The sequence below is a fragment of the Mycobacterium kyorinense genome (genome assembly GCF_002101735.1).
Taxonomy (GTDB): domain Bacteria; phylum Actinomycetota; class Actinomycetes; order Mycobacteriales; family Mycobacteriaceae; genus Mycobacterium; species Mycobacterium kyorinense.
The window spans coordinates 27,217-49,245 of record NZ_LQPE01000019.1 but is presented as its reverse complement, the minus strand read 5'-3'; the positions used below and the strand labels follow the sequence as shown (position 1 = coordinate 49,245).

Annotated in this window: 17 protein-coding genes and 3 pseudogenes; 8 read left to right on the top strand and 12 right to left on the bottom strand. The window is 67.4% G+C overall.

Features of this window, described 5'->3' with window-relative positions:
- Nucleotides 1-4 precede the first annotated feature (4 nt).
- Both AWC14_RS03920 and AWC14_RS03915 read right to left on the bottom strand, forming a co-directional pair.
- A complete protein-coding gene (locus AWC14_RS03920; protein WP_085240992.1) occupies nucleotides 5-4,843 on the bottom strand; it encodes a cation-translocating P-type ATPase in 4,839 nt (1,612 codons plus the stop codon).
- 84 nt (nucleotides 4,844-4,927) lie between these two features.
- Nucleotides 4,928-5,875: a sigma-70 family RNA polymerase sigma factor gene (locus AWC14_RS03915; protein ID WP_045380404.1), complete on the bottom strand. Its 948-nt coding sequence runs from the start codon at nucleotides 5,873-5,875 to the stop codon at nucleotides 4,928-4,930.
- On the opposite strand from AWC14_RS03915, the gene AWC14_RS03910 reads away from it, so the two are divergent.
- From AWC14_RS03910 to AWC14_RS03895, 4 genes and pseudogenes are all read left to right on the top strand, one after another.
- Nucleotides 5,853-6,641, top strand: coding sequence for an SDR family NAD(P)-dependent oxidoreductase (locus AWC14_RS03910; protein ID WP_235215943.1), 789 nt, complete (start codon nucleotides 5,853-5,855; stop codon nucleotides 6,639-6,641). The two genes, AWC14_RS03915 and AWC14_RS03910, sit on opposite strands and share 23 nt — an antisense overlap.
- Nucleotides 6,642-6,775: 134 nt before the next feature.
- Nucleotides 6,776-7,282, top strand: a pseudogene (locus AWC14_RS03905) (SDR family NAD(P)-dependent oxidoreductase); the annotation flags it as partial.
- 188 nt (nucleotides 7,283-7,470) lie between these two features.
- Nucleotides 7,471-7,827 (top strand): annotated as a pseudogene (locus AWC14_RS27970) (DUF899 family protein); the annotation flags it as partial.
- A 5-nt stretch (nucleotides 7,828-7,832) separates the two neighbouring features.
- Nucleotides 7,833-8,648, top strand: coding sequence for a DUF2182 domain-containing protein (locus AWC14_RS03895; RefSeq protein WP_142281548.1), 816 nt, complete (start codon nucleotides 7,833-7,835; stop codon nucleotides 8,646-8,648).
- Here AWC14_RS03895 and AWC14_RS03890 read toward each other — a convergent pair.
- Genes AWC14_RS03890 through AWC14_RS03875 form a run of 4 tightly spaced genes read right to left on the bottom strand, consistent with a single transcriptional unit; the run spans nucleotide 8,599 to nucleotide 11,352 of the window.
- Entirely contained in the window at nucleotides 8,599-8,979 is a 381-nt protein-coding gene (locus tag AWC14_RS03890; RefSeq protein WP_045380408.1) for a nuclear transport factor 2 family protein, read from the bottom strand. The two genes, AWC14_RS03895 and AWC14_RS03890, sit on opposite strands and share 50 nt — an antisense overlap.
- Entirely contained in the window at nucleotides 8,976-9,611 is a 636-nt protein-coding gene (locus tag AWC14_RS03885; RefSeq protein ID WP_045380411.1) for a class I SAM-dependent methyltransferase, read from the bottom strand. Before AWC14_RS03885 ends, AWC14_RS03890 begins: the two co-directional genes overlap by 4 nt.
- Before the next feature lie 12 nt (nucleotides 9,612-9,623).
- Entirely contained in the window at nucleotides 9,624-10,511 is an 888-nt protein-coding gene (locus AWC14_RS03880) for an alpha/beta hydrolase (RefSeq protein ID WP_045380414.1), read from the bottom strand.
- Complete coding sequence (locus AWC14_RS03875; RefSeq protein WP_045380417.1) at nucleotides 10,504-11,352, bottom strand: helix-turn-helix domain-containing protein; 849 nt, start codon at nucleotides 11,350-11,352, stop codon at nucleotides 10,504-10,506. Before AWC14_RS03875 ends, AWC14_RS03880 begins: the two co-directional genes overlap by 8 nt.
- Nucleotides 11,353-11,456: 104 nt before the next feature.
- Here AWC14_RS03875 and AWC14_RS03870 point away from each other — a divergent pair, with 104 nt between their 5' ends.
- From AWC14_RS03870 to AWC14_RS03855, 4 genes are all read left to right on the top strand, one after another.
- Nucleotides 11,457-12,509 carry a zinc-binding dehydrogenase gene (locus tag AWC14_RS03870; protein WP_045380420.1) on the top strand — a complete coding sequence of 351 codons (1,053 nt, stop codon included), beginning with the start codon at nucleotides 11,457-11,459 and terminating at the stop codon, nucleotides 12,507-12,509.
- Entirely contained in the window at nucleotides 12,506-12,922 is a 417-nt protein-coding gene (locus AWC14_RS03865) for a nuclear transport factor 2 family protein (RefSeq protein WP_045380423.1), read from the top strand. The genes AWC14_RS03870 and AWC14_RS03865 overlap by 4 nt, the downstream gene beginning before the upstream one ends.
- Complete coding sequence (locus AWC14_RS03860; protein WP_045380426.1) at nucleotides 12,919-13,731, top strand: SDR family NAD(P)-dependent oxidoreductase; 813 nt, start codon at nucleotides 12,919-12,921, stop codon at nucleotides 13,729-13,731. Before AWC14_RS03865 ends, AWC14_RS03860 begins: the two co-directional genes overlap by 4 nt.
- Nucleotides 13,732-13,838: 107 nt before the next feature.
- Nucleotides 13,839-14,303: an SRPBCC family protein gene (locus tag AWC14_RS03855; protein ID WP_045380429.1), complete on the top strand. Its 465-nt coding sequence runs from the start codon at nucleotides 13,839-13,841 to the stop codon at nucleotides 14,301-14,303.
- On the opposite strand, the pseudogene AWC14_RS03850 reads toward AWC14_RS03855, so the two are convergent.
- The 6 genes and pseudogenes from AWC14_RS03850 to AWC14_RS03825 all read right to left on the bottom strand — a co-directional run bounded on the left by AWC14_RS03850 (nucleotide 14,292) and on the right by AWC14_RS03825 (nucleotide 21,823).
- Nucleotides 14,292-15,546 (bottom strand): annotated as a pseudogene (locus AWC14_RS03850) (MFS transporter). The gene AWC14_RS03855 and the pseudogene AWC14_RS03850 sit on opposite strands and share 12 nt — an antisense overlap.
- 158 nt (nucleotides 15,547-15,704) lie before the next feature.
- On the bottom strand, nucleotides 15,705-17,165 hold the full coding sequence (locus AWC14_RS03845) for an AMP-binding protein (protein WP_045380432.1): 1,461 nt from the start codon (nucleotides 17,163-17,165) through the stop codon (nucleotides 15,705-15,707).
- A 9-nt stretch (nucleotides 17,166-17,174) separates the two neighbouring features.
- The gene (locus AWC14_RS03840) at nucleotides 17,175-17,918 is read right to left on the bottom strand and encodes an SDR family NAD(P)-dependent oxidoreductase (RefSeq protein ID WP_045380435.1); all 744 of its coding nucleotides are present in this window, start codon (nucleotides 17,916-17,918) and stop codon (nucleotides 17,175-17,177) included.
- Nucleotide 17,919: 1 nt separating this feature from the next.
- Nucleotides 17,920-19,485, bottom strand: a complete 1,566-nt coding sequence (locus tag AWC14_RS03835) for an AMP-binding protein (protein WP_045380437.1) — start codon at nucleotides 19,483-19,485, stop codon at nucleotides 17,920-17,922.
- Nucleotides 19,486-19,497: 12 nt separating this feature from the next.
- Nucleotides 19,498-20,229 (bottom strand): GntR family transcriptional regulator, encoded by a 732-nt coding sequence (locus AWC14_RS03830; RefSeq protein WP_045380440.1) that lies wholly within the window; start codon nucleotides 20,227-20,229, stop codon nucleotides 19,498-19,500.
- A complete protein-coding gene (locus AWC14_RS03825; protein WP_045380493.1) occupies nucleotides 20,222-21,823 on the bottom strand; it encodes an SMP-30/gluconolactonase/LRE family protein in 1,602 nt (533 codons plus the stop codon). Before AWC14_RS03825 ends, AWC14_RS03830 begins: the two co-directional genes overlap by 8 nt.
- Nucleotides 21,824-22,029 lie beyond the last annotated feature (206 nt).

Genomic DNA, 22,029 nt, shown 5'->3' with positions numbered 1-22,029 from the left:
CCGACTACTCGACGAGGTGTAGTCGCGGCGTCGCGTCGGGCGTGGCGGGTGTTTCGTCGCTGGTTGTTTTGATCAGCCAGTTGGGCGCCACCACCGAGATGGCGGTGGCCGCCGCGGTGGAACCGATCACGCCGGTCCACGCCACCGGACCCAGCGGGGTGCAGCCGAAGAAGTGGCTGACGCCGGGCGTTTGGACGATGCCCACCAGCACGGCCGCACTGCCCAGCGCCGTCGCCACCACCAGTGGACTATGCCGGCGGGTGAGCAGCGTCTGCGCCAGTTGCGTACTGACAAGCGCCGTCAAACCCATTGTGGCCGTTCGTCGTTCGGTTCCGGGTGTCCAGCGTCCGATGGCCCAGGCCGCGGTCGCACCGGCGGCGGTCACCGCGCCGCGGCTGATGATCTGCCGCATCAGCGGCACGTCGAGCGACGGCGCCGGCTCGGTCAGTATCGCCCGTTGATAGGCCCAGCGCGCCGCGTCCGCGTCCTGATCCTCGGCTTCCTCGGGCTGCGGGTACTGCGGGGTCACGGCCACGGCGAGTGCCGGGAACATGTCGGTCAGCAGATTCACCAACAGCAGCTGACGGGTGCCAACCGGTGCGCGGCCGGCGCCGAACGCCGTCCCGATGATCGTGAAGAGCACCTCGCCGACGTTGCCGCCGACCAGCATGGTCACCGCGTCACGTACGCCGGCCCACATCCCGCGGCCCTCCACCAGGGCGTCGAGCAGCACGCCCAGGTCGTCCTCGGTCAACACCATGTCGGCGGCGCCGCGGGCGGCCGACGACCCGCGACCGCTGACCCCGATGCCGACGTCGGCCATCCGGATGGCGGCAGCGTCGTTGGCGCCGTCGCCGACCATCGCGGTGACGCGACCGCAGCGCTGCAGTGCCGCAACGATTTGCACCTTCTGTTCCGGGCTGACCCGGGCGAACACCTGGACGTCGGCGGCCAGTTTGGTGCAGGCGTCCTCGTCGAGTCCGGCGAATTCGGCACCGGTGACCACCCGCGCGTCGGACGGCAGGCCCAATTGGTGGGCGATCGCCCGCGCCGTCACCGGATGGTCGCCGGTGATCAGTACGACTTTGCGTTCGGCGTCCAGCAGCGCTTCGATCAACGGCCGCGCCGACGGCCGCGCGGTGTCCGCCAGGCCGACATAGCCGAGCAATTCCAGGTCGTGCGCGGCGGCGTCGACGGCATCGGCGTCGGTGTCGTCGTCGTCGCTGGTGTCGTGGTCCCAGCTGCGTCGCGCCACCGCCAGTACCCGCAGGCCCTGCTCGGCCAGGCTGTGCACCAAGGACTCCGCATGATCGAAGTCGGCGTCCGAATCGGCGAAGCGACACCGCGGCAGGACGACCTCCGGGGCGCCCTTGAGCATCAGCACCGGCGCCGCCGGGTCTGTGCTCAGGGTGCCGATGGCAGCGGCGAAGCCACGACTGGACTCGAACGGCACTTCGGCGAGCAGCGTCCACCTCGAATCACCTTGGCTGTCAAGGGCGTTGGCTGCGGTGAGGATGGCCTCATCGGTGGCGTGCGCGTGGCCCTGACCGTTGTGCGGCTGCGTGGATGCACGCGCGGCGGCGCGCAACACCTCGACGGCGCTGGGATCGGCGGCGTCGGGGAACGGACCACGGGGGCTGGTGGTGGCCGGCACGGCCCGCACGACCCGCAGACGGTTCTCGGTAAGGGTGCCGGTCTTGTCGAAACACACGGTGTCGACACGACCCAGCGCTTCCACGGTGCGCGGAGCACGGACCAGCACCCCCAGCGCCGACAGCCGCCGCGCCGCGGCGAGCTGAGCCAACGTCGCCACCAGCGGCAGGCCCTCGGGGACCGCCGCGACCGCGATGGCCACCCCGTCGGCGACGGCCTGCCGCAGCGATGCCTTGCGCAGCAACGCCAAACCGCTCACCGCGGCCCCACCGGCGAGCGTCAGCGGAAGGACCTTGCTGGTCAGCTCCCGCAGCCGGGCTTGGATCCCGGCCGCCGACTCGATATCGGCGACCGCCGAAATCGCACGCTGCGCCGCCGTGGCACTGCCGGTCGCCACCACGATCGCCCGGGCGCGCCCCGCGACAATCGTGCTGCCCTCGAACAGCATGCTGGCGCGCTCGGTATCGCCGGCGGCCACCGGCTCTACTTGCTTGTCCACCGGCAACGACTCACCGGTGAGCAAGGATTCGTCGACCTCGAGATCGTCGGCGAGCAGCAGGCGGGCGTCGGCGGGCACGACGTCCGGAGCGGCCAGGTCGATGACGTCGCCCGGGCGCAACGCGCTCGCCGTCACCGTGACCGTGCGCTCGGTGTGCCGGGCCGCCTCCAGCCGGCGCCGGATGGTCGCGACGGCGGGGACGACGACGCGGCGCGCGAGCTGATCCTGTTCGGCGAACAGTTCGGCGGCGGCCGCGTCGGCCCGCAACCTCTGCACCCCGCCCGTGATCGCGTTGGCGGTCATCACGCCGGTGACCAGAAGGGCGTCGATGTTGCTGCCGACGATCGCCGACGCCGCCGCTCCGACGGCCAGGATCGGAGTCAGGGGGTCGGCGAGTTCGGCGCGCGTCGCGGCGGCCAGCCGCATGAGGCGGGCTCCCGGTCCGCGCAGGGGCGCCACCAGCGGGTTGTAGGACAGGTCCTCGAGGAACCGCCGCCACGGCGCCGTCCCGGGCTCCACTGCCAACGGTCGTGCACCGCGTGCCAGCCGCGCGTAGACGATTTCGGGGTCCAGCGCATGCCAGGCGGTCAGTGGTTGCGGGGTCGGATCGGGCAGGCGCAGCACCTTGGTGGCCGAGAACGCGCCCGAGACCAACGCTGTCGCCGCGGCCGCGTTGACCGGGTTGAGCCAGCGCCGCACGGCCAGCGGGCTGGTCGGCCGCGAGTCGCCGGTGACCAGCAGCAGGCCGGCCAGCGTGCTGCCGCCCTGGGCGAGGCGCACCGCGGATTCACTGGCCCGCCGGGCGGCGGGCACGGCCGACATGATGCGCACGGCCGCCGCGAGATCGGTGCCGGTGATGATGTCGGCGGTCCAGGGCGTCGCCGCGTGCGGATCGTCGAGCGCCACCCCGACGTCGGCGACCGCCAGCGCCGCCAAGGTGTCGGTCGACGCGAAGTCGCGGTGCAGCGCGGTGATCAGCAGCACCGGGCCGCGGTCGGAACGCAGCTCGCGCACCAGCTTCAGCAGCGGCGTGCCGGCGGGATGACTTTCCGCCACGCTGGCAGCCAGGTCCTGCGTGCCGGCGACGTGCCGCAACACCACCCGGGCGCCTGTGCGGTGCGCGGTCTGCAGCAGGGCGACCGCGAACGGGTCGACTTCCCAGCCCACTTCGACACTGCCCACGCATTCGCCGTCGACCAGCAGGTCGGCGCGTTCAAGACCCTGGGCGGGCGCCGCCGACGGGCCCTGCGCCGGAACCCATCGCAGCCGGGCCCCGGTGGCCGGCAGCTCGTCGGGGTCGGGCTCCGGCGGCTGCTCGGCGTGCAGCAGGGCATCGGCGACCTCGTAGACCCGGTCGTCGTCCCAGCCGGGTGCGTCTCCGCGCGCATGCAGGACAGCGCGGGCGTCGCCGCGCAGCGCTGCGCCGTCGATGAGGATGACTTTGATCCGATCCAGCCGACGCAGCGCGCCCGGGTCGAGGACCATGTGTCCGTCGTTCGCCAGCCCGCGGCCCAGGACCGCCCCGAAGGTCTGCCGGCCCATGTGCGCCGCCTTGGGCACACCGGCCAGGATCGCGCCGGCGGCGTCCTCGGTCCCCCCGCCGCCGAGCAACGCGCCGGCCGCGGCCACCAACGAACCGTTGGCGGCCGCAGCGGCGTACTCCTCCACGGGTCCGGCCATCGACCCCTTCTCGGTGTCGATCGCGGCGTCGATGGCGCCGTCGACAACCACGTGCGAAGCCTCGCCCGCCTCCGCGGCCGCCCAGCTGTGCCGCGGCGTATGCGAGCCGGGCCCGGCGGAGGAGATCACCGGCACCACCGGAGCCTGCGGCCGGCGGGGCGAGGCCAGCTCGGGTTCCCGGCGCCGCCACCTGTCGCGGTGTGCCGCCGCCTCCGAAATCTGCAGGGCCCGCTGGGCGAGGTCCAGCAGCGGTGTGCCGACCGCTTGGGTCAGCCCGTTCGCCGCAGCGGTCGAGGCGCTCAGCGCAATATCGGTGCCGACCCGGCCCAGCCGCGACTCGAGAAACGACACCACCCGCGGCTGATTACTGAGTAGAGCGGCCGCGGCTCGGGTGGTTCGCGGTGCGGCGGGCAGCCGCACGACCCAGCCGGTGACCGCGGCGCCGATCGCCACGATGTCCATCGCCGCGGCGGTCAGCGGAACCACGAACGCCAACGGGTTGCCCGGGTCGGCGAAGGGCGCGGTTCGGGCCGCGGCCTCCGGTGCGGTGGTCGCCAGGTCGGTGGCAACGGAAGTCACCGTTTCCCGCACCGCGTTTAGGACACGCTCGCCGTCTTCATCCTCGAGGTCATCTCGGAGCTCGACCACCAGCCGACCCAACGCGCCCTCGACATGGGCGGTGGCTACTCCGGCGATCCGGCGAACCGGCTCCTCGACCACCGCCGCATGCTCGTGCCAGCGGTGGAAGGGCAGCAACGGATCCGGATCCAGGTGCACTCGCCGCACGCTTTGCCAGCGCACCGGCGGCGCGGCGTGGTCGGGGGAGCCGTTACCGGCGTTGCCCGTGCCGAACACGCGGGCGGTCGTGTGACCGACCGACTGCACGACGGGGCCGGCCAACGTCTGTACGGCGCCCGCGGCGTCGGCGGCGCCCTGTACCCCGGCCCGCACGAGCTGCAACGCTTCACCGGTCATACCACCGACGACGGCGGCCACTCCCGGAACCTTCATTCCGTCACCCTTCAACGAGGTCTACCGCGTCAATACTTGTGGCGTCTTAGCTACCTGTCCACAAATGGGCGCTAGCCTCGCGTCTTACCGGGTGGCCCCCATGCCGAAGGCGGCGAACAGCGTCGGGTCCAAGAACACGGTGATCGCGCCGATCCCGTCGCCGCCGGCGCTGAGGACCTGTATCGAGTGCGCCCGCAGGACGCCGTCGTCGCTTCGGCGGTACTCCGCAACAGCGGGTTGCCGGTTTGCGCCAGTCGGGATCATCGCCACATCACCGGGTTCGGCGATGGCCCGGGTCTTGAGGAAGCGCATCACCGCGTCGCGCCCACTGAACCACACCGCCAGAGGCGGCATTTCGAGCTTGACGTCGGCTTGCAGCAGTTCGGTGAGCGCAGCGATGTCGGCGTTTTCGAAGGCTGCGCAGTAGCGGTCGACCAGCGCACGCAGGGCGGCATCGTCGGGTTCGGCGATGTCGTCCTCGTTCGGGGCCACCTCGGCCAGACGAGCGCGCGCCCGCTGCAGGGCGCTGTTGACCGACGCCGGTGTGGTCTCCAGGAGTTCGGCAACCTCGGCCGCGCTGAACTGCACCACGTCGCGCAGGATCAGCACGGCCCGTTGCCGCGCCGGAAGCTGCTGCATGGCGGTGACGATGGCCAGCCGAATGCTTTGCTGCCCGGTGACCGCCGTTTCAGGGGTCAACGTGTCCGGGAGCGGCTCGATCCAGGGATAGTCTCCGCCGTTGCCCGTGAAATCCGCGTCCGGGTCGACTGATCCGCTGCCCACTCCGGTGGGTAGCACCCGGCGTGCGCGGTTTTCCAGCGCTCGCAGGCACGCAGTCGTCGCGATGCGGTATAGCCAGGTTCGCAGCGCCGCGCGTTCCTCGAATTGTTGGTAGGCCCGCCAGCCGCGCAGGTAAGTCTCCTGGACCAGATCCTCGGCGTCGTGCACCGAGCCCAGCATGCGGTAGCAGTGCGCGATCAACTCGGCGCGATACGGCGCCGCCCGCGCCATGAACTCTTCCTGGACCGGCACGTTGCCTCCTTTATCGCTACAGATACGCCGGGCCGCCGGAATTCAGCGGCCGGGCACCGATGAATCCCGGGAGCGGCACGTATCTGCACCAACGGAGGTCGAACACGTCAACGACAAGATCATGGTGCAAACCACCGATAAGACAGTTCTGGTTACCGGGGGCAACCGCGGCATAGGGCGGGCGCTGGTCGAGGAAGCCTTGAGCAGAGGCGCAAAGCACGTGTACGTCGGTGCCCGCACGCCCGTGGCCCATCCGGACAACCGTGTCACGCCCCTGACACTGGACGTGACCGACGCGGCGCAGATTCGCCGAGCGGTCGAGGAAGTCCAATCGCTCGATGTCGTGGTGAACAACGCCGGCGTGGCACTTTATGACGATTTGAGCGACGGCTCCGCAATCGAACGCCACCTCGCCGTCAACCTGTTCGGTGTATACGCCATGATCCAGGCCTTCCTGCCGTTGCTGACTCGTTCCGGGGGCGCCATCGTCAACAATCTGTCGGTGAACGCCCTTGCCCCCTTGCCGCTTATTCCGGCCTACTCGATCTCGAAGGCGGCCGCGTTCAACCTGACGCAATCGCTGCGTGCCCTGTTGGCCGGCCGCGGCGTAACTGTTCATGCCGTCCTGACCGGCCCCACGGACACCGATATGACCAGAGGCCTCGACATAGAAAGGCCGCTCCGGAATCCGTCGCACGAGCGATCTTCGACGGAGTCGAGAAAGGCGACGAGGACATCTTTCCGGACCCCATGTCGAAGTCTGTAGCCGATAACTGGGGCAGCGGTGCGGCCAAGGCACTGGAGCGCCAATGCGCGGCGCTGCTCGCTACTGCCGCCGACCGATGAGTTCCGGCGGCGCCACGTATCTGCATTAGTGAGCGAACAACGTCAGGAGACACCATGAACCAGAACGATCTCGCCGGCACGACGGCGATCGTCACCGGGGCCAGCCGCGGATTCGGCCGCGGCATCGCGACGGCATTGTCCGCGGCCGGCGCTCACGTCGTCGGCGTCGCCCGCAACAGCGCACAGCTCGACGAGGTGCGCGACCAACTGGGCGACACCTTCACCGCAGTGGTCGCCGACGCCGCCGATCCAGCGACCGCCGGCCGGCTCATCGACGAACACCAACCGCGCACGCTGGTGCTCGCCGCGGGGGCCACGCCGCAGATGAGCCCGTTGCAGGACCAGACGTGGGAGTCGTTCAGCGAGAACTGGAATGTCGATGTGGCGCAGGCCTTTCACTGGGTCGGTCAGGCATTGCGACGTCCGCTGGCCCCGGGCAGCGCGGTGATCGCGATCTCCAGCGGCGCCGCGATCAACGGATCGCCTCTGAGCGGCGGCTACGCCGGGGCGAAGGCCACCGTCAAATTCATCACCGACTACGCGGCAATCGAGTCGGACCGGGCGGGGCTAGGGATCAGCTTCGTGTCCGTTCTGCCGCGGCTGACTCCGACCACGGACTTGGGCGCCACGGCAGTGGCTGCCTACGCCGAACGCCAGGGCGTCGATGTCGACACGTTCGTGCGGTCGGCCGGGCCCGCGCTGACTCCGGAGCAGGTCGGAAAGTCCGTGCTCGAGATCGCCGCCTGGCGCGAATGGGTTGGGACATACCGTGGTACACGATCACCGACAGGTTCGACGCCAACTTCGGCGTGGACGAGTGGCACGGCACCAATGCGTTCATCCGAGACGGCGACCGCGTGTTCCGCACCTACTTCATCAACAATCGCGGCGACGAGGCGTTCGAGAACACCTGGACATACCTGGACATGACCGCTCTTGGGCGCCAGGAAAACTGGGAGGACTCGCCGGAGGGCTATCCGCAGACTCCGCCCTACGAGTGGTGGGACTGGCACGACGAGTACGGCGAGCATCAGCCGTCCCGGTGGTTCGGCGACCCCGACCCCGGCAACCCCAACGACCCACGACCGTTACGGATTGTGCAGTAACACGCGTGTCGCGAATACCGCCCGACCGCATGATCGCCTACAAACAGCGCATGGGCCAGAACTACCCGTGGATGGCAGCGCCGGCGTTACGTCTGGCCGATCGTCGCGCTGCTGCTGGTGCAGTGCTGCTGGTAGTCGTCGTCGGCCTGGGATGGTGGCTGACGGTCAGCGAGGCGCGACGGATGCCGGGAATGGTCGACGGGCTCGCCCGCGCAGGCGGTGAGATGGCGTTCGACACCGGGCCAGTCCGGTTCGCGGGCATGTGGATTGCCATGCTGGCGGCGATGATGTTGCCGGGCATCATCCCGCTGGTGGCCCGCAGTAGCCATGCGCGTCCACTGGCCGGCACAGCCGTCGCTTCCGGATACCTCGCCGTATGGTTGCCGACGGCTGCGATCGCGTTCGCGGCATTGACCGCACTCAACGAGGTCAGTCAGCCGAGCCCGTGGCTGCGCCGCGCGGGAGGTGCGGTCATCGCGCTTGCCGGTGCATACCAGTTCACCCGCTACAAGCGCCAGCTGTCGGAAAACGACTGCGGGCGTGGTCAACTCGGAGTGGCAGAAGCGTTCGAGTCCGGGCTATCCCACGGTGTCCGCTGTCTGGGCTCGTCGTGGGCGCTGATGGCGGTGCTTCTCGTGGTCGGCGTGATGAACGTTGGCTGGATGGCGGTGATCAGCGTCGTCACCGTGGCGGAAAAGGCCTGGCCTCAGCGCAGAACGTTGCGGTTCGGAATCGGGTTGACCCTTATCGCCCTTGGTTTCGCGATTCTGCTCAGCCCTCAAACGTTGGCAGCGATCGCTGAGCTCCGCCCGGCTGTTTGATGAACACGCTCACATGGTTGATCAGCCCGTCGTCGCCCTGCTCGAACCGGATGCACTCGGGATACTCCATTCGCGCTCCGTCGACCTCGAAGCCCTCGACCAGCTCCACATACGAAGCCCGGTCGGATACCTGCGAGATCCGTGTCACCGCCAACTGATGGTCCGCCAATGGCGCAACAACGTCGCGCAGATACGCGACGTAGGGCTGCTTGCCCTCGACGACGTCGCAGAACGGACCCTCCCGATGCAGGCTTTCGTCGGAGATGGTGGCCGCCAAGCCATCCCAATCATGCGCGGCCAGGCAGGTCAGATAACGCTCCACCGTGCTCATGACTTCGTCCCGGCGGTGACCAGATCCGAGATGAACGTGATCCACGCGGGCCGGGGGACCCGGTGTTGATCGGTGACGTGTAAACCGGCGTCCTCGAACATAGCCCGTATTTCTGCCTGCGACGCGTGGTGCGCGGGTTTCCACCGGCTGGCCACAGGCCCCTGCAGCAGCGGTTGCCGCGCGCTGAGCGCAACGACCACAGCCAGGCCGCCGGAAGCCAGTACGCGGTGAAACTCACGCACTGCAGCCGGCTGGTCGAAGAAATGAAACGCCGAGGTCGTCACGACCGCATCGAGTGCGCCGTCGTCGAACGGCAGGTGCTCCGCCGGCCCCTTGAGCCACTGCACCCGGTCCGAGCGGGCCCGCGCCTGGGCAAGCATCCCATCGGACATGTCCACCCCGTAAACCTCGTCGGGCTTGAGTTCGTGTTCGATCCGATCAGCTAGAACCCCCGTGCCACAGGCGATATCCGCAATGCGGCGAGATCCGTGGGCACGCAGCTGTGCGATCACTTCGTTCTGCGGCGGACGGTAAACCCATCGCTGGAGCACCGGAAGGTTGTAGGCGGGTGCTGCGAAACTCCAGAACCGGGTGACGGCTTCGTTGAAGCCACGTCGTCGAGTCGTTGCCATGGCTCAGCCTAACTACCCCGTCCAGTCCAGCAATCGCTGCCACAACAGGTGGCGGGTCGACGCCATGTTGTGGCAGTGTGCGCTGCCCGGAACGACGAACGTCGTGACGTCGGGGCTGCGACTGTAAAAGCGCGCCTCGCTGTGCGGATCCGGCGACACGTCCATCTCGCCGTAGCCAAGGAAAACCGGCACGTCCACCAAAGCCGCCTCGTCAGCGGTCACGCCCGGAATCGCTGCTGCGGAAAAACACTGCGGCGCAACGGATATCGTCGTCAGATTGTCGGCCTGCACCACGTCCGGCGGGACGTCGGCGAGATGAAACCAGCTCTGCAGCCAATCCCGCGAAGTGTCCATGTAGGGCTCGGGGATCATGCTGGCGAACTGGTCGATCAGCGCCGCGCGACCTTGCGGCGTGGCCGCCGCGGCGATGAATTCCGGATCGAGATTCAGCGGCGCGACGTGTTGGTTGGTGCAGCCGAGGATGGCCAGCGCCGTGTAACTGCGTGCCGCGGTTTGTTGCAGTTTCGCGAGGTACCCGCCCAGCGAATGCGCCAGCGCGACAGGACGTTCTGTGCTGCCGGTGATTTCCGGAAGACCAGCCACGGCGCACGCGAGCGCCGCGCCGATATCCGCCAACGAGATGTCGCGGTTCGGCCTGGTGCTGTCGCCCGTGCCAAGCGGGTCGATCGCCACCACCGAGTAGCCGCGCTTTGCGGCGTATTCGGCGAAGTTGTAGCGCCCTCGGCCCGGTACATCCAGGTGCCAGTAGCCGCGGTTGTACGTCCCACCGGGCAGGCACACCAGCACGGTCGGGTTCGGTACGTGAGAGGGGTAATAGCTCGCCGCCAGCGACGCCGTTTCGCCGACCGCCTCGCTGACGTCGAGCCGTAGCTCACGCATTGACGTCGCTGGCAGCGCGACTCACGCGCCGCCCTGTCGAGTCGATCTGCTTGCGCGTCAACGCCTGCAACGGATGCACGGCCACAATCATCGCGACCCGGCTCCGATCATCGAACACCGGCGCGGCGATCGTGGCTACCGGTCGTGCCTCGCGCGCCGGGGCGTCATCGGGAAGAAAGCCGATCGTGGTGAATTCGACCAGCAACCGCTCGGTGATCTCCCGAACGTGAGCAGGAAGCCCGTCGCTGGGCAGCGTTCCCACCACCCGCGCCGCTTCTGTCAATGCCGGTGTCGTGCAGTCGACGTCGAACCCGCGCTCCCGCGTGCGCGCCAGCAGCTCTTCGAGGCGCCGCGCCAGCGTGGTATCTGTCGCGGTGCTGCGCTGTATCCAGGCGCGCTGTTCGTCGTCGGTGTCCCACGCGGCGAACGCGACTCCAAACGGCGGTGCGTAGCGGATGCGGTCACCGGGCGCGCTGGCGGGTTGGTGGCCGCCGCCCTCGAAGGCGGTGATCACCAGCGAATCGCCGAACCGTTCGACAACCGATGCGGGATAACCCAATTCGCGAGAAAGCTGCAGCGCTGCGCCACGAGCGGCGTGCGCGAGGGGCCGTGCCAGGTCTGTGCGTGTCGCCACCACCGCGAGGGCGGGCCCCAACGAAAATGTTTTGTCGACAGGGTCGCGGCTAGCCCAGCCGCGATCACACAGTGTCGTCAAGATGGCATGCGCGGTGGCCTGAGTCAGACCGAGTTCGCGGACCACGTCGGAAAACCTCAGTTCCCCCGATGCGCGATTGGCAAGCAACTCGATGACGTCGAGGACGCGGATCGTCGGAGCGGACATCGAACCAGGAATGTCTTGACTTCCTCTCGGCACAGTTCCTACCGTCGAATCAAATTATCGAGATAATACTTCGAATAATCGAAAACAGCCAGAAGGGGCGATCCATGCGTGCAGCGGTATTGCGGGGCGGCCGGCTCGACGTTCGGACGACCGCCGATCCGGTTCCCGGTGAAGGCGAACTGCTGCTGCGGACCCTCAGTACCGCGATCTGTGCATCCGACGTGCACTTCATGGACCACCCGGACTTGAGCGTTGATGATCCGACGGGACGTTCGCTGTACGACGCGGACCGTGACATCGTGCTCGGCCACGAGTTCGTCGGCGAGGTCGTCGGCCACGGCCCCGGTTGTGGCGACCGGTTCCCGGTGGGCACGCGAGTCACCTCGATTCCCATCCGCCTGGTCAACGGCGGCGCCGACGGAGCCCGGATCATCGGCCAACACCCGGAAGCTCAGGGCAGTTTCGCCGAATTCTTGGTGGTCGCCGAGGCACTTGCCAAGCCCGTCGACGGCGGCGCTTCCAGCGACGCCGTTGCCCTGACCGACGCGTTCGCGGTCGGCGAGTTCTACGTGCGCGCCGCACGGATGGAGCCGGCAGAGGTGCCAATCGTCATTGGCGCCGGCGCGATCGGCCTGTCAGCCGTCGCCGCCCTCTCCAGCAGGGGCATCGAGCCGATCATCGTGTCGGATTTTCAGGCCGAGCGACGGCAACTTGCGCGCGACAGCTTCGGCGCGCACATCACGGTGGACCCTGCCGACAGGTCGCCCTTCGACGTGTGGCGGGAAGTGCGCGTCGAGCGCGGACTGTGGGGACCGGCGGTCGTCTTCGAATGCGTCGGCGCTACAGGGTTGATCCAAAACATCGTGGATTCCGTCGACATGGGCACCCGCATCTACTGCGCCGGCGGGTGGTACACCGGTGACTCGCTGAGCATCACCGACGCGACCCGCCAAGGCGTCACGATCCAGTTCGGCGGCGGACCGCATCCGCAAGACTGGTACGGCACCCTCGACGCCATCGTCTCCGGGCGACTGGATCCAATGCCCTGTGTCGGTGTGGTCGTCGGCCTCGACGGGGTGCCCGACGCGATCGACCTCGCCAGAAAATCCAGCGGACCGCCGCGGATTATCGTGCACCCGAACGGAGACGTCGCATGACCGACCGAGACGATTGCCAGGACATTTCTGACGTACTGGTGCGGTACGCCACCGGAATCGACCGCCGGGACTGGCCGCTGTTTCGCACCGTCTTCACCGAGGACTGCGAACTCGACTACGGCGATATCGGGGCGTGGACGGGCGTCGACGCGGTCACCGAATTTATGCGGCAGGCCCACGCGATGGCGGGTCGCACCCTGCACCGGCTGACCAACCAGGTGATCACCGTCGACGGCGACAGCGCCGAGGCGCGCACGTACGTCGACGCCCTCATCATGGTGGGGGACAACAAGTCCGGCGTTAACGGGATCGGCTATTACGACGACGAACTGGTCCGAACCGACGCCGGATGGCGCATCACCCGTCGCCGCTTCACCACGGTGCGCGTCGCGACAGTCGGAGAAGCGTCGTGACGTTCGCCGCCAAGTACGGACCGTGGGCGCTGGTCGCGGGCGCGTCCGACGGCGTCGGCGCCGCGTTCGCCGAAGGACTCGCCGAGCGCGGGCTCAATGTCGTGCTGGTGGCCCGGCGTCAAGCCGTGCTGGACGAGGTCGCCGCCAGCATCTCCCGGGCCGGTGTTGAAACCCGAACGCTGGCCGTCGATCTCGCCAAGCCCGACGTCGCGTCGGCGATTGTCGCGGCGACCAAGGACCTCGACGTCGGATTTCTGGCCTACTGTGCGGGAGCCGATCCCCACTTCGAGCCGTTCCTCACGCAGCCGATCGCAGCCGCCGAAGCGATGGTGCAGCGCAACTGCATGGCGCCCATTCAGCTGTGTCATCACTTCGCGCCGGCGATGGTGCAGCGCGGCAGCGGCGGCATCGTCATCTTCAGTTCGGGCGCCGGATTTGTCGGCGGACCGAACATGGTGGCCTACGGCGCCACCAAGGCGTTTGACATGGTGTTCGCCGAAGCCCTGTGGAGTGAATTGCACGACAAAGGCATTGACGTGTTGGGACTGGTTCTCGGCAAGACCGACACACCGGCGCTGCGCCGGCTCGAGCACAGCAGGGGCCAACTCAGCTCCGAAGACGAGGCGCCCGCCGGTGCCGCCACCGTGGACGAGGTCATCAGCGAGGCATTCGCTAATCTCACCAATGGGCCGACATGGATGGTGGGCGACCAAATGCGGGCCGCCGCCCGGATATTCGGCTCGATGACCCGCAACGAGGCTGTCCGGCTCATGATGCAAGCCAGCGCCGCGGCGATGGGCACTGACTAGCATTTCCGCGAAACAGCATCCACGGTTGTGATTGGTGCAGAGAAACGAACCTGGCTTCTGTTTGGCGGTACGGAAGTTGGCTGAGGCAACAGATATACATTGTCAGTGTGAGCTGGTGGATCACCCAGCTGGAGCGGACGCTGACCGAAGAGGTGCCGGCGACGCCGGATGACGTGCGCGACTTCTATGTCGGCCTGGACAACATCAAAGCGGTTCACCCGCTTGTCGTTTCGGTGCGCACGCTGTCGCGCACTCGTACTGCCGACGGGTACCAGCAGACCTATCGCGTGGTCGACCGGATTCCGTTGGGAATCCTAAATCTGCGCGTCAGCTATTGGGCACGGCTACATGTGCCCACACAAGGTGACGTGATTACCGAGGCTCGCCAATTCCCTCGCGTGCGGCTGAGCGGTCGGGTGAGCTTCGACCCGAGCGCTGTCGGCACGTTGGTCACGGAGCGACTACGGATTGCGGCGCCTCGACCGCTGGCCGGCATAACCGAGCACGAGGCGGTCGATGCGCACCTCGCGATGCTGAGCGGTATCCGCGACTGGTTTCAGTCACGAGCGTGACACGGCCTCGAATTCGGCCTCGATCTGTTCGAGCGACTTGCGCGACGGCTCGGGGCCGAGCAGATAACCAACGATGGTCAGTAGCCAGAGTCCAGCGCTGGCCAGGAAGGGAATCGTGGGACCGAAAGCGGTGATGCCGGCACCCACCAGCAACGGAGCAAAGATGGCGACGAATCGCCCACCGCCGACGGCCAGACCGAAGCCGGTTCCCCGGATCCGGGTCGGAAACAGTTCGCTCACGTAGGTGTCACCAACACCCCACAGCCAGCCGAGCAACGCCATCATCAGCGCACCGAAAACGAGGAAAAGTCTGAGCGAGGAAGCCGTCGTTGCCACGACGGTGGCGGCGATCATCAGCGCCGCGCCCGCAATCCCGGCGGGCCGACGTCCGCGCCAATCCGATAGGGCCGTGCCCAGGTAGGAGAAAAAGAACTGGGCCACATAGAATCCGATCGCATAACCGATCGCGGTGGTTGGCGAGACGCCGAATTTCTTCACCATGAACGTGGTGAGGAAGGCGCTAAGCCCCCAATAGCCGGTCGCGTTGGCCGTGTACAACAACCAGCCGATGCCAATCCGCTTGGGTACACCGGGGATTCGCCAGATCCGCTCCTTCGTTCCTGGAGAGCGCGACTCCTGAGCGGCCCGGATCTTGTCGTCGGGCTTTCTGGATGGCGTAGCGGACCGACTCTTGCACAACGCGCCGCAGCGCGAAGACCGCCACTGCGGGGACGATCGCGATGATGAAAGTCCATTGCCACCCGAACCGGGGTGCGATGTAGAGGGCGGCCAAGCCGGCCAGAATGTAGCCGAACGAGAAGAGCGAGAACATGATTCCGCCGACACCGACCGCGCGGTACCGCAGCGGAAACATCTCGCACGTGTACGGCGCGCCAACCGCCAGTTCACCGGCACCGCCTACACCGGTGAGAAACCGCAGCACCGCGAATATCGGGATGTTGGCGGTCAGTCCGCCAAGGGATGTGGTGGCCCCGTAAAGGAGGATCGACACACCAAGGGTGTCCTTGCGACCCCAGCGGTCTGCAGCGATACCGAAGCCGATCGTGCCGACCATGTAACCGACGAGAAAAATCGAGCCGATGAAGCCCAGTGTGGTGAGGTCGACCGCGAAGCTGGCGGCGATCAGCGGGAGAACCAGCCCGTAGATGTTGACTGCGTAAGCATCGAAGCTGTACCCCAGCCCGGCGGTGACTGCTACCAGCAACGAGTCGCGAAGCGGGATCTGCTCGCTCAAGTCACCGCTCGCAGTTGTGGGGAGATGCCCCTTTTCTTGCTGGATCGATACGTCGCCGGTCGTGGTCGATGTCATTCGTCGGATTGTGTGCGTCATGCGCCGCGATGGCACGGCTAAACCGCGGCGTGATCAAAAGTGCTCGCGGATCAGGCCAGCTGTTGCCGCAGTTCTCGCTTCAACACCTTGCCGTAGCTGTTCTTCGGTAGCTGGTCCACGAACAGGTAGCGCTTGGGGCGTTTGAACCGCGCGATGCGTTGCAGCAGATGGGCATCGAGCTCGTCGGCGCCTGCCGAGCCCACCACGAACGCCACCACGACCTCACCCCACTCCGGGTCGGGCGCCCCGACGACGCATGCCTCCGACACGGCGGGGTGTTCCAGCAGCGCCTCCTCCACCTCGCGCGGATAGATGTTGCTGCCGCCGCTGATCACCACGTCCTTGGAGCGGTCACGCAGCGTCAGAAACCCTCGCGCATCGAACGAACCCATATCGCCCGTGCGCAGCCAGCCGTCGCGCAGTGCCTCACGGGTAGCGTCGGGATTGTTCCAGTAGCCGGACATGACGACGTCGCCGCGGCACACGATTTCACCAATCTCATCCACGCCCGCCGGTGCGCCGTCGTCGCGCAGCACCGCGACCTCCACACCCGAGCGCGGGTAGCCGACCGACCCCAGCACCGCGTCGTCGGCATCGTCGTGGTCGCGGCGTCGCAGACCGGTGATCGTCATCGGCGCCTCGCCCTGACCGTAGATCTGCGCAAAGATCGGCCCGAACGCCGCCAGCGCCTTTTTGATGCTCTCCACGTACATCGGGCCGCCGCCGTAGACGATCGTCCGCAGTTGCCGCGGACAGGCGCGGCCGGTATCGACCAAGCGCTGCACCATCGTTGGAGCGAGGAACGTACTGCAACCGGGATGACGATCGCACAGGTCCAAAAATTCGTCGGCGTCGAAGCCGCCGCCCGCCGGAACCACCTGGCGGGCACCGCGCAGGACGTACGCGGGGATGTACAAGCCCGAGCCGTGCGACATCGGTGCGGCGTGCATGAAGCTGCACTGCTCGTCGGGCGCATCGATATCCGCAAGGTGGGCGACCGTCATCGCCATCAGGCTGCGATGCGTCAGCATGGCGCCCTTCGATCGCCCCGTGGTGCCGCTGGTGTAGAACAGCCACGCCAGCGCCGAGGGGTCGCTGCACGGCGGCACAGCCGGCGAGGCGGCAAGCAGTCGCGAATATCCGGCCGTCCCAATGGTTTCGATCGGCACAGGCGCGACCGGGTGCAGTCCCTCCGCAATCGACGGTGACGCGAATACCCTCGATGCGCCGGCATCTGCCAGGATCTGCGCCATCTCGAGGGGATGCAGTTTGTAGTTGATCGGGACGGCCACGCACTCGGCCGCCCAGATCGCAAACAGCAGTTCCACGATCTCCGGGCGGTTCTCGCTGGCAATGGCGATGCGCGCACCCGCCGGTGGTAGTGAGCCGGCCAGCCGGAGGGCGCGCTCACGCAACTCGCGCCACGTGCAGAACAGGCGCTCGCCCTGATAGACAGCATCGCGGTCGGGGAATCGGGTCGCTGTTCGGTCGAGGATTGTGAAGACGTTCAACGGCCGGCCCTACGCGTCGGACAGGTACTTCGTCGAACTCCATCCGCCGTCGACCACGATGGTCTGGCCGTTGATGAAGCTGCCGCCGGGTGAGCACAAGAATGCGACGGTGCTCGCGACGTCGTCCACCGTGCCTAGTCGCTGATGCGGTGTCATCTCGGTGTTCATCCGGCGGAACCGCTCGTCGGCCAGCCGATGCTCGGTCATCGGTGTCTGGATCACACCGGGAGCCACAGCGTTGCAACGGATTCCCTGCGCCCCGTACTGGCAGGCGATGTGGGTGGTCAACGCGGTCAGCCCGCCCTTGGCGGCCGAATACGCGCCGCCGCGCAGGCCGCCGACCACGGCGAACGTCGACGTGATGTTGATAATGGCCGAGCCGGGCTGCATGTGCGGGAGCACGTCGCGCGCCAGCCGGAACGGCGCCCGTAACATCACGTCGAGGAAGTAATCCAATGTGTCGTCGTCGGTTTCGTGCAGTGGCTTAGGATTCCCCACCCCGGCGTTGTTGACCAGGAAGTCGATGCGGCCCCACCGCTCGACGGCGGCGTCCACAATCCGTCGCGGTGCGTAGTCGTCGGTCAGGTCGGCGGCGACTGTCATGACCTCGGAATCGCCTATGGTGGTGGCTAATTCGGTGAGCTTCGCCTCGTTGCGGGCCGTCGCCAGGATCGCCATGCCTGACTCGGCCAGCTTGGTCGCGCAGCCGAAACCGATGCCGCCCGTCGCCCCGGTGACGATTGCTACCTGCATCTCACCTGCCCGCCTTCATCAACGTCGCTTTGATTTGATGTTTGAGCACCTTGCCCGCATCGTTGCGCGGTAACTCGGACCAGATCGCCACCTGCTCGGGCGCTTTGAACCGCGCCAGCCCCTGCTCCTGCAGAAAGCTGCGCAGGCTGGCCACATCCGGGCCCGGCGGATCGGTGGGGACGATGACCGCGCACGCCCGCTCCCCGGTGCGACTGTCGGGCAGGCCGACGACGGCAACCTCCGCGATGCCCGGATGGCCGATGAGGATGTCCTCGATCTCTTTGGGAGCGATGTTTTCACCGTTGCGGATGATGACGTCCTTGGCCCGCCCGGTGACCACCAGGAAGTCGCCGTCGACCCAGCGCCCCAGATCGCCGGTGCGGAAGTAGCCTGCGTCGTCGAAAGCGTCGATCTCTTCCTCGCGATGCAGATACCCGACGAGCATTTGCGGTCCCCGCGCGCAGATCTCGTCGTTGTCGAGTTTGACGTCGGCGATGCCGGCGCGGCCGTCGGTATCGGCGGCGTGCCGGGTGTCGGTGGGTGCACCAACCGTCGTCACCGGCACTTCGGTCGAACCGTAGACGCGGGTGACCGCGGCCCGCTCGAAATACCCGGCGGCGGTACGGATCAACGAGGGCGACACCGACGCGCCGCCGCAGACGAACAACCTCAAGTCGGGCAGGCGGGTGCCGGCGCGCGGTGCGGCAACGAGCATCTGCTCCAGAAACGGTGTGGCACCGGCGATGTGAGTGCAGTGCTCGGCCCGCATGAGTGCGACGGCCTCGTCGGCGTCCCACCGATCCATCAGCACAGCGGTCGTACCAAGCAGCAGCGGGCACTCGAAGGCATAGATCGACCCGCCGATGTGCGCGATCGGCGACGGAACCAGGAACGTGTCACCGGGCCGCACCTGCCAGAAGTCGCGGATCTGACAGATCAGTGCATGCATCGAGTTATGGCTGTGCAGAACGCCTTTCGGCCGGCCCGTGGTGCCCGAGGTGTAGAGGAGCATGCGCACCGCATCCGGGTCCAGCGCAGGCAGCTCGGCCGGGCGCTTTCCAGGCAGCGGAGCATCGCCGCGCACCACCACAACCTCGGGCGGCGACGTCAGCTGTGCCGTCACCCGAGCCAGCATCGACGCGTAGTCGTGCCGGCCGAAAACCGATGGCACAAAGACCATCCGGGTGTCGGCGTCTTCGAGAATGAAGCGCAGCTCGCGGTCCCGCAGCGACGGCAGGATCGGGTTCACCACCATTCCCGCCAGCGTTGCCGCCAGGTAGATGATCGCGGCCTCGTGCCAGTTGGGCAGCATGAACGACACCACGCTGCCGGTGGGCATCCCAGCCACCATGTACTCCGCCAGTGCCGACGCTTTCTCGTAGAGGCTTCGGCAGTCCAGCCGGTGTTCGCCGTCGACCACCACGACACGTCGCGGCGTGCGCTGCGCGGCATCGGCCAGCGCATCGGCCAGCGTGGAGCGTACCCACAAGCCGCGGGCGTACGCGTCGTCGGCGTCCCAACGGTGCGGCCGGCGTCCGATCGGCTTGGTGTTCACCTCGTGCGACATTCACGAACCACGCTAGCCGCGGACCCGTCGCATCGTCATCGAGTGCCGGAACCGCGACGCCGGATGGGTGTTGATCGTGACCTGGGCGACTTCACCGTCCGACGTGGTGTAGGTGCGGTGCACTTCCAGCGCCGGCGATCCGGGCTCCAGGCTGAGCGCGCCGGCGAGCTCGGCCGGGATCAACACCGCGGCGATCTCCTGGCGGACCTCGACGATGCTCAGCCCGAACAGATCCTCGATCAACGGAAAGATCGGCCCGGTGTGGCGTTGCAGCAGCCTGCCGACCGCGGCGAATGCGCGGTTGATGTAGTACTCGGTCCGGCACAACGGAAAGTCCGCGCCCTCTGTGCGCCGAAACCCGCGAACGGCCAACCATTCTTCGCCGCTGGCCAACCCGGTGCGGCGGGCCTGCTCGTCGTCGATCGTCACCATCTTGGTGGACTCGATCGCGAATTGCGCGCCGGTCGCAAACGCCAGCAGATCGTTGATCGAGACGACGTCTTGCACATAGGAATCCGCGGACGGCCGGGGAACCACCAGCGTGCCCGACCGTGGCCGGGACGCGACGAGGTTGTCATCGCGCAGCCGCCGCAGCGCCTCCCGCACGGTGTAGCGGCTGACCGAAAACCGCTCGCACAGTTGATGTTCCGTCGGCAGCTGGGATCCCACCGGATACACGCCGTCGACGATTTCCTTGCGCAGGGTCCGTGCCACTTGCAGGTAACGATGATCGGCGTCAGCCATTGCGGTTCTCCCGGTGAAGCGCAAGCACGCTGCCGTCGCCGTCGGCCGAAACGTACAGGGTGCCATCCGGTCCGGCGGCGATACCGGCGAACGGGCCCTGCGGCCCGGAAAACGGCGGCATTCCCTTCAGCGGCTTGGGTACCACTCCTGGCGGGGCGCCGACCGGCAGCTCTACGGCGATGGTGCGACGGGCTCCTGTGGCGAAGTCGAATTCGACCAATTCCTTGGCGCCGGCGTCGACCACGTACATCTGCCGGTCGAGCACCAGGACGCCCTGCGGCCGCTGCAAACCGTCCAGCACCGTCTCGACACGCGGTCCGCTCAGCATCACGACCCGACCGGCGCCGGACTCGCTGACCAGGCAGCCGCCGTCGGGACCAATCGCGACCCCGACCGGGTCGTGCAGGCCGGCGGCGATCACCTCGACCTGCCCGGCCCGGATCGACAGCACCCGCCCGGTTCCGAGTTCGGCGACCACGACGGTGTCCCCGGACGTGGTCACGCCGTACAGCTGGTCGAATCCGTCTGCCAGCACGGTGCTTTCGCTGTCGCCCGGCCGGTACCGCGACACCTGACCGCCCGAGGTGGTGACGACGAACTCGCCGGGCCCGGCCGGCACCAGCCCGCGCAGGAAGCCGGGATAGCCCGGCGTGAACAGCATGCCGACGGTCTGCAGCGTGCGGTCGGGACGCAGAACGTAGAAGTAGGTGCCGTCCGCGACATAGAGGTTGCCGTCGGCTCCGACGGCCAAATCCAGCGGCCAATTCAGCCCGCCCGGCAGCACAGTTCGTGTTGCGCCGTCAAGGATTTCGGTGATCTCACCGGTGAAGTTGGAGACGAACAGCCGCTTGCCCACGAACGTCAGGTTGTCCAGCCCGGGATTCAGGCTCGCCAACACGGTCTGGCCTCCGGTGCGCGGATCGATCCGCAACACCTGGCCGCTGTGCACCTGCGTGGACACGATGTAGCCGTCGGAATCGAACTTCACCGAGTCGGGCACGCCGAGGCCGCTCGCCACCCGCTGCGGCTCACCGCCGTCGAGGTCGACACGCCAGATCTCGTTGGCGCCCATCACCGGGAAGTACAGCAGGCCGTCGGGGCCGACCTCCATCGCGTTGGGCGACGGCACATTCTCGAGCAACACCCGGGGCGCGCCGCCGTCGACGTCGAGTTCGAGAAGCCGCCCGCCTTCCCGGCATTCGCCGATGAATAACCGGCCATCGTGAACGGTGATGCCGTTGGCGCTCGGCACGTCGTCGCGCAGCACCCGGGTCTCACCGTCAGGGTTTCGGACGCTCACCCGGCCATCCATCACTTCGGTGGCGTAGAGGTTGCCGCGCGGATCGAACGCCACGTCGTCGGGTGCGACGATGTCGCCGCCCTTGGGACTGACGGTCTCCAACTGACCGGTGTCGATATCGAGCGCGCTGATCTGACTGCCGGTCACCTGCGCGATGTAGACCCGGCCGTCCGGACCAGTGCGCAGGCCATTGGCGCCGAACAGCCGGCTCGGCGGAGTGAGCCGTTCCATGCGCCAGCCATCGGCGAGTCGGACCGGACTGCCGGCCGGGTAACGGCCTTCCTGCAGCAACATCGGCGCGGTCTCCCAGTGGTAGCTCGGTGGCTGGAACGCTAGCAAAGCGGCTTTGGTCCATACAATAGCCACTTTTTGAGTCACCAGGCTCGCGTCGACGGCGACCAGAAGGCTCTCTCCAACGGTGGTAGCCGCGCTTGACCCCGCCAGCAGCCGTGGTGAATGATGTTCTGCATCGCGTAGAACGGTGTTCTTAGGCCAGCGCC